Origin of the sequence: Pseudomonas sp. HR1, assembly GCF_030175875.1 — a bacterium.
Lineage (GTDB): Bacteria > Pseudomonadota > Gammaproteobacteria > Pseudomonadales > Pseudomonadaceae > Chryseomonas > Chryseomonas oryzihabitans.
Map to the genome: position 1 here is coordinate 752737 of NZ_JASNRF010000002.1, position 14858 is coordinate 767594.

12 protein-coding genes are annotated in these 14858 nt (G+C 68.0%); all 12 read right to left on the minus strand.

What is annotated here, in order from left to right:
* Positions 1-8: 8 nt before the first annotated feature.
* A complete protein-coding gene (locus QKY98_RS10765; RefSeq protein ID WP_284670846.1) occupies positions 9-764 on the minus strand; it encodes a glutamine amidotransferase in 756 nt (251 codons plus the stop codon).
* Between the two features lie 21 nt (positions 765-785).
* Positions 786-1871 (minus strand): phosphotriesterase family protein, encoded by a 1086-nt coding sequence (locus QKY98_RS10770; RefSeq protein ID WP_077172451.1) that lies wholly within the window; start codon positions 1869-1871, stop codon positions 786-788.
* The gene (locus QKY98_RS10775; protein WP_027599920.1) at positions 1868-2887 is read right to left on the minus strand and encodes an ABC transporter permease; all 1020 of its coding nucleotides are present in this window, start codon (positions 2885-2887) and stop codon (positions 1868-1870) included. The genes QKY98_RS10770 and QKY98_RS10775 overlap by 4 nt, the downstream gene beginning before the upstream one ends.
* Before the next feature lie 13 nt (positions 2888-2900).
* Positions 2901-3677, minus strand: a complete 777-nt coding sequence (locus QKY98_RS10780) for an ATP-binding cassette domain-containing protein (protein WP_027599921.1) — start codon at positions 3675-3677, stop codon at positions 2901-2903.
* Positions 3678-3689: 12 nt separating this feature from the next.
* The gene (locus tag QKY98_RS10785; RefSeq protein WP_042133232.1) at positions 3690-4631 is read right to left on the minus strand and encodes a substrate-binding domain-containing protein; all 942 of its coding nucleotides are present in this window, start codon (positions 4629-4631) and stop codon (positions 3690-3692) included.
* Positions 4632-4874: 243 nt separating this feature from the next.
* Positions 4875-5891 carry a LacI family DNA-binding transcriptional regulator gene (locus QKY98_RS10790; protein ID WP_284670847.1) on the minus strand — a complete coding sequence of 339 codons (1017 nt, stop codon included), beginning with the start codon at positions 5889-5891 and terminating at the stop codon, positions 4875-4877.
* Positions 5892-6004: 113 nt separating this feature from the next.
* Positions 6005-9943 (minus strand): enterobactin synthase subunit F, encoded by a 3939-nt coding sequence (locus QKY98_RS10795; protein ID WP_284670848.1) that lies wholly within the window; start codon positions 9941-9943, stop codon positions 6005-6007.
* A gap of 11 nt (positions 9944-9954) precedes the next feature.
* Positions 9955-10161 carry an MbtH family protein gene (locus QKY98_RS10800; protein ID WP_027599925.1) on the minus strand — a complete coding sequence of 69 codons (207 nt, stop codon included), beginning with the start codon at positions 10159-10161 and terminating at the stop codon, positions 9955-9957.
* A gap of 22 nt (positions 10162-10183) precedes the next feature.
* The gene (gene fes, locus QKY98_RS10805; RefSeq protein WP_284670849.1) at positions 10184-11437 is read right to left on the minus strand and encodes an enterochelin esterase; all 1254 of its coding nucleotides are present in this window, start codon (positions 11435-11437) and stop codon (positions 10184-10186) included.
* 83 nt (positions 11438-11520) lie between these two features.
* Positions 11521-13710, minus strand: a complete 2190-nt coding sequence (locus QKY98_RS10810; protein WP_284670850.1) for a TonB-dependent siderophore receptor — start codon at positions 13708-13710, stop codon at positions 11521-11523.
* 288 nt (positions 13711-13998) lie between these two features.
* On the minus strand, positions 13999-14262 hold the full coding sequence (locus QKY98_RS10815) for a hypothetical protein (RefSeq protein WP_007160310.1): 264 nt from the start codon (positions 14260-14262) through the stop codon (positions 13999-14001).
* Between the two features lie 304 nt (positions 14263-14566).
* Positions 14567-14848: a hypothetical protein gene (locus tag QKY98_RS10820; RefSeq protein WP_027599928.1), complete on the minus strand. Its 282-nt coding sequence runs from the start codon at positions 14846-14848 to the stop codon at positions 14567-14569.
* Positions 14849-14858: the final 10 nt, after the last annotated feature.

The following is a 14858-nucleotide window of genomic DNA, read 5'->3' on the forward strand; positions in this document are numbered from 1 at the left end:
ACGGGTGATCAGGCGCGCCGCAAGAGCCAGTCCAGGCAGTTGAGCCAGAAGCGGCGATAGGCATCGCCGGCCAGGAAGTCGTCGGGCATCCAGTGCATCGACATGTCGCTGGTCCAGACCAGGGTACGCCCCTGGCCGACTTCCCGGGTCGCCAGCAGTGGATGACCGCTACCCGCGACGCTCGCCACGAGCTGGGCGTCCGGGTGCAATTCCACCTCGTTGTAGCCCAGCAGATAGGACCAGTCCTGGGGCAGGCCACGCAGCAACTCATGCTCGCCGTGCACCTCTGGCGTGAAGCCCTCGGGCACCTCGATGCGGTCGTCATAGGGCAGGCAACGCACCGGCAGCACCTCTTCCACCGCCGTACCGCGATAACGGGCCCCCCCGTTGATGCCCTGGAAGCTGTAGTAGCCACCGACCATCATGAGCGCGCCACCCTGCAGCACATACTCGCGCAGCGCCGTCAGGCGATTCGGTGTGCGGCGGCTGCGCAGCCAGGTATCCGGATGCAGCAACAGGCTGTTGGCACCGATATCCGACAGGATGATCACCTGGTAGTCGCGCAGGGCTTCCAGCGTCGCCGGAAAGTCGGTTTGCGCCTGGTCGGCGCACATCTGGGTGACGGCATAGTCGCTGTCGGCCAGTGCGGTCAGCAGGCGCTGGGCGCCATTGTGGGCGGTGACGGAGGCGAACTGGTCAAAGCCTTTGATATGGGTCGCGGTGCTGACCCAGGATTCGCCAGCGAGCAGAACGGACTGTTTCATAGGTTCTCCGGTTGCGGGACTTTAGGCCGATCGAACGCGCTGGAAGACGCGGCGCGGGTTGTCGATCAGCAGGGTTTCCAGTTGCGCCCCCGTGACGCCATGGCGGCGCAGACGCGGGACGAAGTGCTTGAGCAGGTAGCCATAGCCGTGGCCGCCGTAGCGGGTGAGCATGGTCTTGAGAAAGACGTCCTGGGACAGCAGCAGGCGCTCGCCGTAGCCGGCCTCCAGCAGACCGACGAGGGCGCGAGCGTTGTCTTCGTCGGACGGCGACTGGGCGGCCTCGTCGGCGAAGTAGTAGCCCATGCCGATCATGTCGTATTCGAGGAAGGCACCCCGCTCCGCGAGTCCGTGCTGGTAATCGAGGTCGCGATGACTGGGATTCATGTGGCAGAGCACCACGTGGTGCAGGTCGGCGCCCTCGGCGGCGGCGATGTCCAGCACCCGGTGGCCCAAACGTTCCCAGCCGGGCAGATGGACCGCCAGGGGCACCCCGGTAAGGCCGCTGGCCCGGGCGGCGGCGCGCAGGGATTTTTCCTCGCTGGCGGTAAAGGCGGCCGACACCCCGATCTCGCCGATCAGCCCGGCGATGACCTCCGGCTTTTCCGCCGCTCCGCCCACGTCGTGGACGATCTGGGCGGTCAGTTCCTCCACCGAGCGCTCCCTGACATAGGCCGGGTGCGAGGGCTCCAGGTAGAAACCGGCACCCATGATGATGTTGAGACCCGTGAGCCGCGCGATGCGCTGCAGCGCCTGGGGATCGCGACCGATGCCGAGGTTGGTGGGATCGACCACCGTCTCCCCGCCCAAGGCGCGATATTTCAGCAACTCGGCGCAGGCCAGCTCCACGTCGAACAGCTGGCAGTTGTCGCGGCTGACCAGCGGATTCATATGCAGCTCGCCGAGCAGTTCGATGCTCACCGGCTGCTCGGCCAGGTGTCGCTCGCCGCAGCAACGGGGTGGCACCCATTTGCCGGAGGCGTCGAGCAGAATGTGCTCGTGCATCAGGGTCACGCCCAACCGGTCCACCGGCAGCGGGCCAAGCACCGTCATGGCATGGCCGCTGTCGACCCCGACCGGAAGCGGCTCGGGATGGCGAAACAGACTCATCCGCCTACCCTCCCCAGCGGGCGGCCGGTCTTGAGGATGCGGGTGTTGAGCCAGATGGCCAGCAGCACGATGGCCCCCGTGGCGATCTGGGTATAGAAGGGCGACACATGGGCGAGGATCAGGCCGTTCTTGATCACCGCCATGGTCAGCACGCCCAGCAGGGTGCCAAGGATGGTGCCGAAGCCGCCGAACAGACTGGTGCTGCCCAGCACCACCGCCGCGATGACCTCCAGTTCGAAGCCCTCCCCCTGGTTGGAGGAACCACTGCCCAGTCGGGCCGTTACGATCATCCCGGCCAGCGCCGCCGCCATGCCGCTCAGGACGTAGACGCGCAGCAGCACGCCGCGGGTATTCACCCCTGCCCGGCGGACGCTTTCGGCATTGGCGCCAATCCCCGTGAGATAGCGCCCGAAGCGCATCCTGCCCAGCAGCAGCATGCCGCCCAGCACCGCGAAGAGCGCGAGCCATACCGCCAGCGGCAGTCCGAGCACCCAGCCGCGACCGAGCGCGAGAAAGGCGCTGAATTCACGGGGAACCGGAATGGAATAGCCCTGGGTGATGAGCAGCGCCAGGCCGCGAATGATGGTCAGGGTCGCCAGGGTCACGATGAACGCCGGGATTCCCGCGTAGGCGATGAAGTAGCCGTTCAGCGCACCGATCAGCGCCCCCACCAGCAGGCCGCCGGCCAGCACCACCGGCCAGGGCAGCTGCCAGGTGTTGAGGCCGAGGGCGGCCAGGGCGCCCACCAGGGCCAGGGTGGAACCGACCGACAGGTCTATGCCACCGGTGGTCACCACCAGGGTCATGGCCACGGCCACGATCAGCAAGGGCGCGTTCTGGCGAATGACGTTGAGCAGGTTGCCGCTGCTGAGGAAGTTGTCGGTCACCAGCGCGAACAGCAGGCAGCAGAGGGCGAAGAACAGCGCGATGCTGGCGACGCCGGGATAGTCGTGCAGCAGGCGGCGCAGCGGTGACTGCACCACCACGCGCTGTCGGGTCAGGTCGAGGGTATTCATGAAATCCTCCGATTCAGGCGCAGGCGGAACGGGCGGTGAACTTGTGGCCGACGATCAGCTCGACGATCTCGCCCAGACTGGTGTCGGCCACCCGGCGCTCGGCCAGGTTCTGGCCCTCGTACATCACCATGATGCGGTCGCAGACCAGGAAGAGATCCTGCAGCCGGTGGGTGATGAGGATGACGCTCACCCCCTGGCGGCTGATGGTGCGGATCAGCTCCAGCACCGCCTCGACCTCGGCCACCGCCAGGGCGGCGGTCGGCTCGTCCATGATCAGTACCCGGGGTTCGAAGGCCGCGGCGCGGGCTATGGCCACGGCCTGGCGCTGGCCGCCGGAGAGGTGGCGTACCTGGGCGCGGGTATCGGGCAGGCTGATGCCCAGCCCCTCGAGGATGCGGCGCGCATCGGCGTGCATCTTGCGCTCGTCCAGCAGCGGCAGCCCGAGCAGCCGGCGGCGGGGCTCCCGCCCCATGAAGAGGTTGCCGGCCACGTCCACGGTGTCGCACAGGGAGAGATCCTGATAGACCATCTGGATCCGACAGCGCTGGGCATCCGCCGGGCCCTGGAACACCTCTTCGCGGCCGTCGATGCGGATGCAGCCACTGGTGGGCAGCACCGCGCCGGAAAGAATCTTGGTCAGGGTCGATTTGCCGGCGCCGTTGTCGCCGACCAGCCCCAGGACCTCGCCGGGCTGCAGGGCGAGGTCGACGCCGCGCAGGGACTGGATGGAGCCATAGCTCTTGGTGATGCCGGTCATGCTGACCCGGGGAACCGTCGTCGCAGTGTCCATGCTCGGTCTCCGCTACTTGAAGTCGGCGCGATAGGCATCCAGGTTTTCCCGGGTGACCAGGGTCACCGGGATATCCTGCTGCTTGGTGACCTGCTGGCCGGCGAGCAGCGCCAGCGCCGCCTCCACCGCCGCCTTGCCCATGCCGCGGGTGTTCTGCTGCACCACCACTGCCACGGAGCCGTCATCCAGGCCCTGGACGGCCTGGGGCGACAGGTCCCAGCCAAAGATCCGGGTGCGCTCGCCGCTGCCCTGGGCGACGCTGGCCGCCACGGTGCCAATCAACGCCGGCTCGCCGGTGGCATAGACGATCTGCAGATCCGGATTGGCGGTGAGCAGATTTTCCGCGGCGCTCTGCGCGGTGTCCTGCACGTTGTTGCCATCCACGGTACCGACGATCTTCGCCTTGGGCGCGCGCTGGGCCAGCCCCTCGCGGAAGCCGTCCAGACGCAGGTTCTGCACGTAGGAACCCAGGGCTCCCACCACCCCGACCTTGGCCTCGCCACCCAGCTCTCGGGTGATGTAGTTGCCGGTGTATTCCCCCAGCTGGCGAGCCGCGGCGCGGTTGTCGACGCCGACCTGCACCTGGTTGTCGCCATTGAGCACGGCGTCGATGGCCACCACCGGGATACCGGCCTGGACCGCCGCCGAGACCGCCGGCTTGATGCCGTTGACGTCGATGGCACAGACCAGGATGGCGTCCACCCTGTCCTGGATGTAGGCCTCGATGGCGTCGTTCTGGGCGGAGGGGTTGTCGTTGGCGTTGAACACCACCAACTCGGCGCCCGCCGCCTTGGCGGCGGCCTGGGCACCCTGGGTGATCTGGGTGAAATAGAGCGCCTGCTGATTCACCTGGACCAGTGCCAGCCGCTTGGCCGGCGCCGCCTGGGCACTACCGGCCAGGCCCAATCCGAACACCATCAGCATGGAAGCGAACGTCTTGCCGAATCGAAGCATCTCCATCCTCCTCTACCCTGCCAACGGATGTGGCAGCGGTTAGTAAACCGGTTTACTAAGTGGGCCAAAAAATAGAACCGGGAAGGTTCTGTTGGAAAGGAAACAGCACAAGGCGTGCCAGCAGCGACTGGAGGACCCTCTTCCACTGCCAATTCAAATGGTTACTCAAACCCCCTGCGCAGAGCCTCTGGCCGGACAGCCAAGAGAGTGCTCCACGACTGGGCAGAATGGAAACGCCGGGTGCTACCTTGGGGCAGGCACTGGGGCGACCGAGCCCCGTTCCACCAGCGTTACAGCGACCCGCTGCTCCCCGACTACCGGCTGCCCGGCAAGCACCGCCAGCAGGGCTTCGATTCCCTGGCGACCCAGGTCCCGCGCCGACTGGCGCACGGTACTGAGCGGCGGCGTGAGCAATTCCGCGTAGGGCGCGTCGTCGAAGCCGACCAGGGACAGGGCATCGGGAACCGCCAGGCCGCGTTCGCGCAGGGTATCGAGCACCCCTACCGCGATGAAGTCGCTAGCGGCGAAGATCGCCTGAGGCGGCTCCGGCAGATCCAGCAGGGTCGCGGCCGCCTGACGCCCGAAGTCGCGGCTGTACTCCCCCAGCAGCAGATAATCGGGACGCAAGGGTATTCCGGCCGCGGCCAGGGCTTGCTCATAGCCCTCGCGCCGCTCCCTCACGCTCATCACCGCTGCCGGTCCGGAGACATGGGCGATGCGCCGATGCCCCTGGCGGATCAGATGCTCGGTGGCCAGTCGGCCGCCGGCGACATTGTCGGCGAAGACCTTGGGCATCGAGGTACCCGGGACATCCTCGTCCAGCAACACGATCTCCCGATAGGCGCCCAGTTGCGCCGCCAGCGCCCCGTCATCCGCGCGGTTGGTGATGAACAGCAGACCATCCACGCGGCGCGATCCCTTCCAGTGGACGTACTGGATTTCCCGCGCCGGATCGTTGCGCGTCAGGCAGAGCACCAGGTTGTAGCCATGGGCGAAGGCCGTGGCCTCGGCGGCGTCGGCCAGCTCGGCGAAAAAGGGATTGGCGATGTCCGGCAGCACCAGCCCGATGGTCTCGCTGCCGCCCTTGCTCAGGCGTTGGGCCAGGCTGTTGCGCCGAAAGCCCAGGGCCTCGATGGCCCCTTCGATACGCTGCGCCGTGGCGGGTGGCAGGCTCAGACTGTGATTCAGGTAGCGCGAAACGGCAGACTTGGACAAGCCTGCCTGCCGGGCGACATCCTGAATGGTCACGCTTTTCGCCATGGGTCCACCTGCAACGAGAGAAGGAGCGGCCTGGCCGATCATCTCTCCTGCCCCGCCCAGGCTTCACACCTTGCCTGAGCGGGGAGTCGCCGTCGAGCCGAACCCGCGAGCCGTCACAGCGCCTTCAACGCCCGATTCAGCACCGGGCCGATCTGCGTCAGCTGGGCCGGGGCGATGATGTCGACGTGGGCGCAATCCACCTCGTGAGCCTGCAGGCGGGTGATCCAGGGCGCCCAGGTGGCCTTGACGTCCATTCCCGCCGGCAGGGTGCGCCGGGCGACGAACATCAGCGCCTCGCCCTCGAAACGCGCGCTGCGCGCCGTGGCCAGCAGCCGCACCGAGTCGGCGTAGTTGCCCTCGATGGTGGCGAACAGCTCCGCCCCCTCCCCCAGCGCGGGATCGGCCAGGCCCTGCTGGGCCGCCAGGAAGGCCTCGCGCTCGCGATTGACCTCGGCCAGCACCTCCGGGTCCAGCTCGCGCTGGCCTTCGCGTTCCTGCCAGTTCTGAGTTTCCGGCGGATAGGTGTCGAGCAGGCCGAGGAAGGCGACCTGCTCTCCTGCCGCCTGCAGCCGCGCCGCCAGACCCTGGGCCAGGGTGCCACCCAGAGAATAGCCGAGCAGATGATAGGGCCCCTGCGGCTGCACCTCGCGCAGGGTGCGCAGATGGCGCTGGATGACGGCTTCCAGGTCGGCGCCCTGGGCCAGGGGGCCGTCCGGACGCGGCGACTGGATGCCGAGTAGCGACCAGCGCGGATCCAGGTGGCGCGCCAGCACGCTGAATTGCCAGGCGAAGCCCGAGGCCGGATGGAAGCAGAACAGCGTCGGGCCATCGCCCGGGCGTAGCGGCAGCAGGGTCTCGAAGCCGGCGCGGGTCGCGCTGGCCGCATCCTGCTCCAGCTGCCGGGCCAGGCGGGCGACACTGGAGGCCACCATGATCTGGCCGATGGACACCGGCCGCCCCAGGCGCCGACGCAGCGTGGCGGCCAGGGTCATGGCCAGCAGCGAATGACCGCCCAGGGCAAAGAAGTCGTCGTCCGCACCGACGATGGCGCAGCCGAGCACCTCGGAAAACGCCGCGGCCAGATCGCTTTCCAGCCCCGGCGCCAGGGGGCGACTGGCGGCCCTGGCCACGCCCTGGGGCGCCGGCAGGGCCTTGCGATCGAGCTTGCCGGTAGCGCCCAGGGGCAAGGCGTCCAGCTCCACCAGGGCCACCGGCACCAGGTGCGGCGGCAGGCTTTCGCCCAGGCGCGCGCGCAGGCGCTCCAGGTCCAGCGCGGCGCCGGGCTGGGCGACGAGATAGCCCACCAGTTGGCGGGCATCGCCGCCGGTGGCGGTGGCCGCCTCGCCCAGCACCCGGGCATGGGTGACCGCCTGGGCCACGCCGGGCAGCGCCAGCAGGGCGTGGTCGATTTCCGCCAGTTCGATGCGCTGCCCGCGCAACTTGACCTGGTCGTCGCTGCGGCCCAGGTATTCGGCGACGCCCTCGGGCAGCCAGCGCGCCACGTCACCGGTGCGATAGAGGCGCTCGCCCTGCCCGTCCGGCGCGGCGATGAAGCGCGCGGCGGTCAGCTCGGGACGGCCCAGGTAGCCATCGGCGAGTTGCACCCCGCTCAGATAGAGCTCGCCCGCCACACCCGGCGGTACCGGGCGCAGACGCTCGTCGAGGATGTGCAGCCCGGTGTTCCACACCGGCTTGCCGATGGGCACGCTGCTGCCGCTGACAGCCGCCAGGGCGGCGCCATGGGCCGGATGATAGGAGACGTCGACCGCAGCCTCGGTGGGGCCATAGAGATTGTGCAGGGGCGCGCCGACCCGGCGCTCCCAGGTGCGAGCCAGTTCGGTGGGGAGCGCCTCGCCACTGCAGAACACCTGGCGCAGGCTGGCGCAGCGGGCCACCGCGGCCGGCTCGCCCAGACTGGCGACGAAGGCCGCCAGCATCGAGGGTACGAAGTGTACGGTGGTCACCCGCTCGCGGGCGAACAGCTCCTGCAGCGCCAGGGGATCGCGATGGGCCTCGGGTGGCGCCAGGTACAGCCGGGCGCCCACCAGCAGCGGCCAGAAGAATTCCCAGACCGAGACATCGAAGCTGCTCGGCGTCTTCTGCAGGACGGTGTCACCGGCGCCGAGGGGGTAGCTGTCCTGCATCCACAGCAGGCGATTGACGATGGCCGCATGCCCGACCACCACGCCCTTGGGCCGGCCGGTCGAGCCGGAGGTATAGAGCAGATAGGCCGGATCAGCGGGGCGCGGTCCTTCGAACACGGGAGCCTGGTCTAGCCCCTCCAGCGGCGCATCGAGAATCAGCACCTGCTCCTCGCGCAGCCCCGGGAAACGTCCACGTTGACTGGCATCGGTCACCAGCACCCGGGGCCGGGCATCGTCGAGCATCAGCTGCAGGCGCTCGTCGGGATAGCCGCTGTCCAGCGGCAGGTAGGCCGCGCCCAGCTCGAGCGTCGCCAGCAAGGCCAGGGACAGGAACACCGAGCGTGGCAGGGCCACCGCGACGATGTCACCGCGACCGACCCCGGCCTGGCTCAGGCGCTGGGCCAGGGCCAGGACCTGCTGGCGCGTCTCCTCATAGGTAAAGGCGTGCTGCAGATCGGCCAGTGCCGGTGCCGCGGGCGTCCGCGCCGCCTGCTCGGCCAACAGCGCGGCTAGGGTGGTGGCGGGCAGCGGGCGCTCAGTGGCATTGATGGCGGCCAGCCAGTGCTGATCCGTGGACGCCAGCAGATCGGCTTCGCCCAGGGTGAGCCCAGGTTGAGTGGCGAACTGCTGCGCCAGCAGGCCGAAGCGCTCGGCGTGCCCCTGCAGCAGGTCGGCGGCATAGCGCTCGGCATTGCCCAGCAGCTTGATGTCCAGGGCGCCGCCGGCTTCCAGGTAGAGGGCGATCTCCAGGTCGCGCACCGGCCCCGAGGCCAGTTCGTGGGTAATGCCGGGCACCCCGGCGAAATCCAGCGCGAAATCGAACAGCTTGAGGTTGATCACCGGTCCGGTCAGCGGCTCGGCATCGCCCGGCCGGCCGAGATCGCGGGCGATCTGCTCGGCGTCATAGCGCTGGTGGCGACGCACCTTCTTGAGTTCGGCGGCCAGCACGGCGGCGAGTTGCGGCAGCGTCTGGGTCGAGTCGGTGCGCACGCCCAGGGGCAGGACGTTGAGCGTCGCGCCGCCGGATTTCAGCGCCACCGACCCCATGCGCCTCATGAAGATGAAGCCGGCGCTGAAGGCCGGCTGACCGCTGAGACGGGCGAACCAGGTGGCGGCCAGGGCCACGGCCAGATCGGCCGGCGTCACGCCCTGGGCCTTGCCCTGCTCGGCCAGCCCGGCGAAGACCGCGGCGGGCACCCGGGCGCGTGCTTCCACCACCCGCGGCGTCGGCACCTGCCCCGCCAGGCCACCGGGTGCCAGGGAGGCGGCCGGCGGCAAGGCCGCGCCGCGCTCACGCCAGAAGGCTTCGTCACGCTCGCGCACGGCCGACTGCCGATAATCCTGGTATTCGCGCACCACCTCGGCAAAGGAGACGAAGGGCGAAGCCTCGGGCGTCTCGCCGCGCACCGCGGCGCCGTACAGGGCCGCTACCCGCTTGGCCAGGGCGGCGAAGCCATAGCCATCGATCAGCAGGTGGTGATAGCGCTGATACCAGAACAGGTGATCGTCACCCAGCTGGTAGATCCGGTTGAGCCACAGCGGCCCGCCGCTGGTGGCCCTCAGGTCGCCGTCGAGGTCGGCGCGGATCGCCGCGTGCGCCGCGCCTTCCGGATCGGCTGCCCCGCGCAGGTCCAGCCACTCAGGGGCAGGCGTGGCCGCCTCATCGTCGATCCACTGCACCAGCTCGCCCTCGCGCTCGGCGAACTTCAGTTGCAGGCTGTCCAGCTCGCCCAGGCCCTGGACGATGGCCGCCTGCAGCGCCTGGCCATCGATCGGCCCGCGCAACTCGACCAGATGGGCCACTGCAAAAGCATTGGCGTGGGGCGACAGCTGATCGGCCATCCAGATACCGGGCTGGGCGGCGACCAGGGGCAGTTCGCGCGAAATAGAAAGCGGCGTAGAGGACACAGGAACTCCAGTCAGGAAAGCAGGGAGGCGACCGGGCGGATATCGCGCCAGTGGCTGGCGAGCCAGTCGTCGCAGGCCGCGCGCGGCGCCGGTCCGAACACCGGCTCCCAGCCGGCGGGAACGGTCATGGCCTCGGGCCAGAGGCTGCACTGCCCCCGGTCATTGCGCAGGATCAGCAGCACCTGGGCGGGATCGTCGAAGGGATTGAGAGCGTCCATAGGACCTCCTGGCAAATAGGGGTTAACGCTGGGCGTCGGCGGCGACCCAGGGTCGCCAGAGCTGGACCAGGCCATCGAGCAGCCCGCCGCGCCACCAGAGGGCGTCGTGCCCCCCATCGATCTCGCGATAGTCGAGCACGTGGCCCTGCTCGCGCAGGCGCGGGACCAGGGCCCGGGAGGCTTCGAGGATGGCCGGCTCGCGCAACCCGGCCTCGATGAACAGCCGCAGGGGGTGGGTGCTCCCCTGCCCGCTCGCCAGTGCCTCGAACAGCCGTCCCGGCGCGCCACGCTGCGGCCACCAGAAGGACCCGGACTGACTCAGGGCGCAGCCGAAGCGCTCCGGCCAATGCAGCGCGGCATAGAGCGCCGCCAGCCCGCCAAAGCTCTGCCCGGCCACCACGGTCGTGGACGACGACTGCGCATGGGGCGCCCAGTCGCGCACCTGGGGCAGCAGTTCTTCCTGCAACGCCAACCAGAATTGTGGATTGCAGGGCAACTCGCTGCCGCGCAGGGCGCGGTCGCTGTTGTCGATCAGCAGATAGACCGCCTCCGGCAGTTGCCCGGCCGCGGTGAGCTGCTGCAGTGGCGCGCCCACGGGCATCGTCTGCGCCCAGAACTGCCCATCCAGCAGGATGGCCAGCGGCCGCTCCAGAGGGGTGGTATTACCAGTGGCGAAGACCCACACCGGACGGCTGTTGCCCAGCCGTGCACTCTGCCACTCGTACTGTTGCAGACTCGGCCAGGCCGCTGGCGCCAGGCTGCGGTCGGCATCGAAGGCGGCCCAGGCCGGCTGGGCAGGCGCCTCCGGCAGGTGCACGCCCGACACCGCCAGCCCGCGCCCACCCTGCCAGGCGCGTCGCGGATTGAGCCGGTCGGCCTGGGCCAGGGGAAAGACGCTGCGCCACCAGAGGCGGATGCCCTGGAGATCGGGTTGGGCCTCGCCTTCGAAGGGCGCTGGCTCCCCGCTGGGGATCAGGCAGTAGCTGCCGCGCCAGCGGCCATCCAGTTCGGTCTCCCAGGCCCAGACATCGGTGCCTGGCAGGCGCCGCAGACTCTGCGGCAGGCCCGGTTGATGATGGTCGGTGACCCCGGTGATGTTGAGCCAGACCCGCTGGGTGCCGGAGCGCCCGGCCAGCCCTTCGGGATCGCGCCAGACAAAGGTCAGGCGATAGCGTCCGTCTGCGGTGGACTCGATCAGCGGCGTGCCACGACAGGCCACGGCCTGCCACCAGGGCTCGCTGCCCACGTCGTCTCGCTGGAAAAGTGAATCTTTCATCGCATCAAGGTACATCGTCGCAAGGATCGTCATGGCCTGCATCGCGCCGGCCGACCTGGGCCCTGCCCGGGTCGGCCTGGGACTCAGAAGTCGTAGCGCGCCCCGACCATCACGCTGCGCGAGGGGCCCTGGAAGTTGAAGGTGGAAACCGAACCTACGCGCGACCAGTATTCCTTGTCGAGGAGGTTGTTCACGTCCAGGGTCGCGGTCAATTGCTTGGTGACCGGATAGGAGAACTTGGCATCCACCGTGGCATAGCCCGGGGCGGAGACGGTGACGCCGGAGGTCTGGTTGGTCTGGGAGAAATCGCTCATGGCGGTCACCCCGCCACCGATGCTCAGACCGGTCAGCGGACCGCCCGCCAGGGTGTACTTGGTCCACAGCGAGGCCATGTGCTTGGGCATGGCTTCGAACAGGGTGTTGCCATCGCCACTGAGGTTCTGGGTATCCATGTAGGTGTAGCCGGCGAGCATTTCCCACTGCTCGGTGAGCTTGCCGCTGACCTCGATCTCGGCGCCCTTCACCCGCGTCTTGCCGGACGCTTCGGAATAGGTGGTGATGGCCACACCGTTGGCGTCGAAAGGTCGGGTAGCCCGGTTCTCATCCGTCAGCTGGAAGATCGACAGCCGCGCATTCATGTCGCCGTTGAAATAGCTGCCCTTGATACCGACCTCGTACTGGTCACCCTCGCGCGGATCGACGGCCTTGCCCTGGGCGTCCAGCTCGCTCTGCGGCTTGTACACCTTGGAATAGCTGGCATAGAGGGAATGGTAGTCGTCCAGGTCGTAGACGGTACCCAGATAGGGGGTGACGAAGCCGCTGTGCTTCTGGCTCTCCCCCGCCTCGGCACCACTGGCCAGGGTGGTGGTATAGGCCTCGCCCCTGTACCAGGAAACGCGGGCACCGCCGATCAGCGCCAGGCGCTCGACGGGGCGGAAGGTGACCTTGGAATAGAGGCCGAATTCGCGATCCTCGCCGCTGTAGTCGGTCTGGTAGACGCGCGCCGGCTTGGCGAAGCGGGTCGGCGAATAGCTGTTCACATTGACCGTACCCAGGACGCTGTTGCCGTTCTGGTAGTCGGTGTCGTAGTGCTTGTAGTCGGTCCCCACGACGAATTCGCTGACCTGACCCAGGGTCTCGAACGGCTGGCTGTAGCTGGCGTCGAGGGAATAGGCGTCCTGCTCGAAGTCCCGGGTGCTGGCGCGGATGCTGGTGTTGCCGTTGGCCTGCACCGCCCCGCCGGTGAAGGCATAGAGGTAGTCCGCCTCCCGATGCGAGGCCCGGGCGGCGAGGCGCCCATAGCCGCCATTGTCGAATCTGTGGGTCAGCTCGAAGATGCCGTCGGTGGTCTTGCCGTCGAAGTAGTTCCAGTCCGCCCCCAGGAAACGCGACTGGCTGAAGTCCAGCAGATTGCCCTGGGCATCGGTGGGATAGCCATTGTGCGGGGTGAGGTTCTTGACCTGATGGATCAGGCCGAAGGAGATCTGGGTGGCGTCGGACAGGTCGATGTCCAGATCGCCATAATAGCTCTGGTCGGTGTTGGCGTTGTAATCCACCTCGCCATTGGTGTCGGCGCGGGAGGCGACGAAGCGACCCCGGACATTCTTGCTTTCGGTGAGCGGACCGGCCAGGTCGATTTCCTGGTAGTTGGTGTCCCAGGAGCCGTAGCGCCCGGTGATGTGCCCCTGGAAGTCCTCGGTGCCGCGCTTGCGCACCATGTTGACGATGCCGCCCAGTTCGCTGGTGCTGTTGAACAGCCCCGAGGGCCCGCGCATGATCTCGACCCGGTCGAAGGGCGAGAGGATGGGCACGGTGCCGAAGATGCTGGTCATGGGCGCCGGCAGGCCGTCGATGTTGTATTCGTCGTATTCGTAGCCACGCGAATAGATGGAGGAGCGCCCGCTGTCGTTGGTCAGCACCCGCAGGCCGGCGGTGGACTTGGCCAGCTCGTCCAGAGTGTTGAAGTTGCGATCCTTGATGTAGTCGCTGGTGTAGGAGGTGATCGACTGGGGGATATCGCGCAGGGCGGCCGGCGTCTTGGTGCCCACGGTCGCCGAATCCACGGTATAGCCGCCGGTCTGTTCCGAGGGTGCCATGTCGTAGAGGCGATTGCCTTCGATGGTCAGGGTGTCCAGTTCCGTGGCGTTCTGCTCGGCCACCGTGGCGGCCAGGGCCGTCAGCGGAAAGGGAATCAGCGCGCCGATCAGAAGCAGCTGACGGAGAGCCCCGCGGCGAAGGCGGACGGGCTGGCAGAGGGTTCCTTGGGTGTTCATGGTGATCCTTGTGACCGTGGCGTTGCAGCCGACGCCGTGCACTGGAAGGCTGCTGTTCGCGTCGTCGCGCGAGGGCCAGCACTTTAAATGATAAAAACTCTCATTATCAAATGTTACGTTAAGCAATAGCTGTTCGCATTGCCAACGCCAGGCAGCCGTGATCCACGCCCGGAGGTCAGGACGGCATCAGGAGAGGATGCGGAAAAAGAGGAATCGACCGGACCGGGAGGGTCCAGTCACAGGAGCAGGCCAGCCGTGAGCGGGCCGGAGGGAGAGGCCCGGCGGTCGTTAGAGACCGGAAACCGCCGGCGTCTTGGCCGCTACCTGGCCAATCACCGGACTGGGCAGCCGGCAGACGATTTCGCCGATGGCATTCATCCGCGCCAGACCACCGTCACCCTTGCAGGCGTGGTAATCGGCAAGGTGCTCGGAGGGCGAGTTGCGCAGGCCCTGATCGAGGGCCACCACCAGGGCGATCACCCCCAGGCCCAGGGCGACGATTTCGAACGTGCTGCGGGCACGATACCAGTGGATCGGTCGCGAAGGGCTCATGGCGGCTCCGGAGGATGGACGAATAGTGGCGAAGTGGCTCCTACTCTAATCGTCCTGGCCCGGATGTAAACAGCCGTTGCTCGCCTGGACGACAGCTGTCGTCGGCTCGTCAACGGCCGCCGGTTGGCAGCCCGTCAGTGCGCCACCCTGACCTTCCGCCCCAGAATCCCGGGGTGCGGTAGCCGGCGGGCTTCGTCATCCGCCTGAGCCACCGGTAACCGTGACCGCCCTACCCTGCGCCCAGCGGCCGCGAGCAGCGCGGCAATTCGCCCACTGCCGGCCGGCAAGGGAGGCAGAGCCTACGTCAGGGATTTTCCTTGCTGGGCGTCTTGATATAGCCGGGCACGGCGGAATCGGGGGGCGTGTTGCGCCCTTCGGTGGCCGCGGCTTCATTGGCCTGGGCCCGGTCTTCCTGCGCCTTGGCCTGCTCCTTGGAGGCCCGCTCGACCTTGCCCTCAGCCGCCTTCTCCTGGGCCTTCTGGCTATGGGCCTGGGCGTCCTGGGCATGGTCTTCGGAGGTCTTGTCGCACGCGGTCAGGGTTGCGGCGGTAGCCAGTACGAGGGAGCACAGCAGAGCTTTGGACATCGGGTATTCC

Excerpts from the sequence above, each read along its gene's own strand:
- QKY98_RS10765 (WP_284670846.1), bottom strand. The coding sequence starts at position 764 with ATGAAACAGTCCGTTCTGCTCGCTGGCGAATCCTGGGTCAGCACCGCG.
- QKY98_RS10770 (WP_077172451.1), bottom strand. The coding sequence starts at position 1,871 with ATGAGTCTGTTTCGCCATCCCGAGCCGCTTCCGGTCGGGGTCGACAGC.
- QKY98_RS10775 (WP_027599920.1), bottom strand. The coding sequence starts at position 2,887 with ATGAATACCCTCGACCTGACCCGACAGCGCGTGGTGGTGCAGTCACCG.
- QKY98_RS10780 (WP_027599921.1), bottom strand. The coding sequence starts at position 3,677 with ATGGACACTGCGACGACGGTTCCCCGGGTCAGCATGACCGGCATCACC.
- QKY98_RS10785 (WP_042133232.1), bottom strand. The coding sequence starts at position 4,631 with ATGCTTCGATTCGGCAAGACGTTCGCTTCCATGCTGATGGTGTTCGGA.
- QKY98_RS10790 (WP_284670847.1), bottom strand. The coding sequence starts at position 5,891 with ATGGCGAAAAGCGTGACCATTCAGGATGTCGCCCGGCAGGCAGGCTTG.
- QKY98_RS10800 (WP_027599925.1), bottom strand. The coding sequence starts at position 10,161 with ATGGACGCTCTCAATCCCTTCGACGATCCCGCCCAGGTGCTGCTGATC.
- fes (WP_284670849.1), bottom strand. The coding sequence starts at position 11,437 with ATGAAAGATTCACTTTTCCAGCGAGACGACGTGGGCAGCGAGCCCTGG.
- QKY98_RS10810 (WP_284670850.1), bottom strand. The coding sequence starts at position 13,710 with ATGAACACCCAAGGAACCCTCTGCCAGCCCGTCCGCCTTCGCCGCGGG.
- QKY98_RS10815 (WP_007160310.1), bottom strand. The coding sequence starts at position 14,262 with ATGAGCCCTTCGCGACCGATCCACTGGTATCGTGCCCGCAGCACGTTC.
- QKY98_RS10820 (WP_027599928.1), bottom strand. The coding sequence starts at position 14,848 with ATGTCCAAAGCTCTGCTGTGCTCCCTCGTACTGGCTACCGCCGCAACC.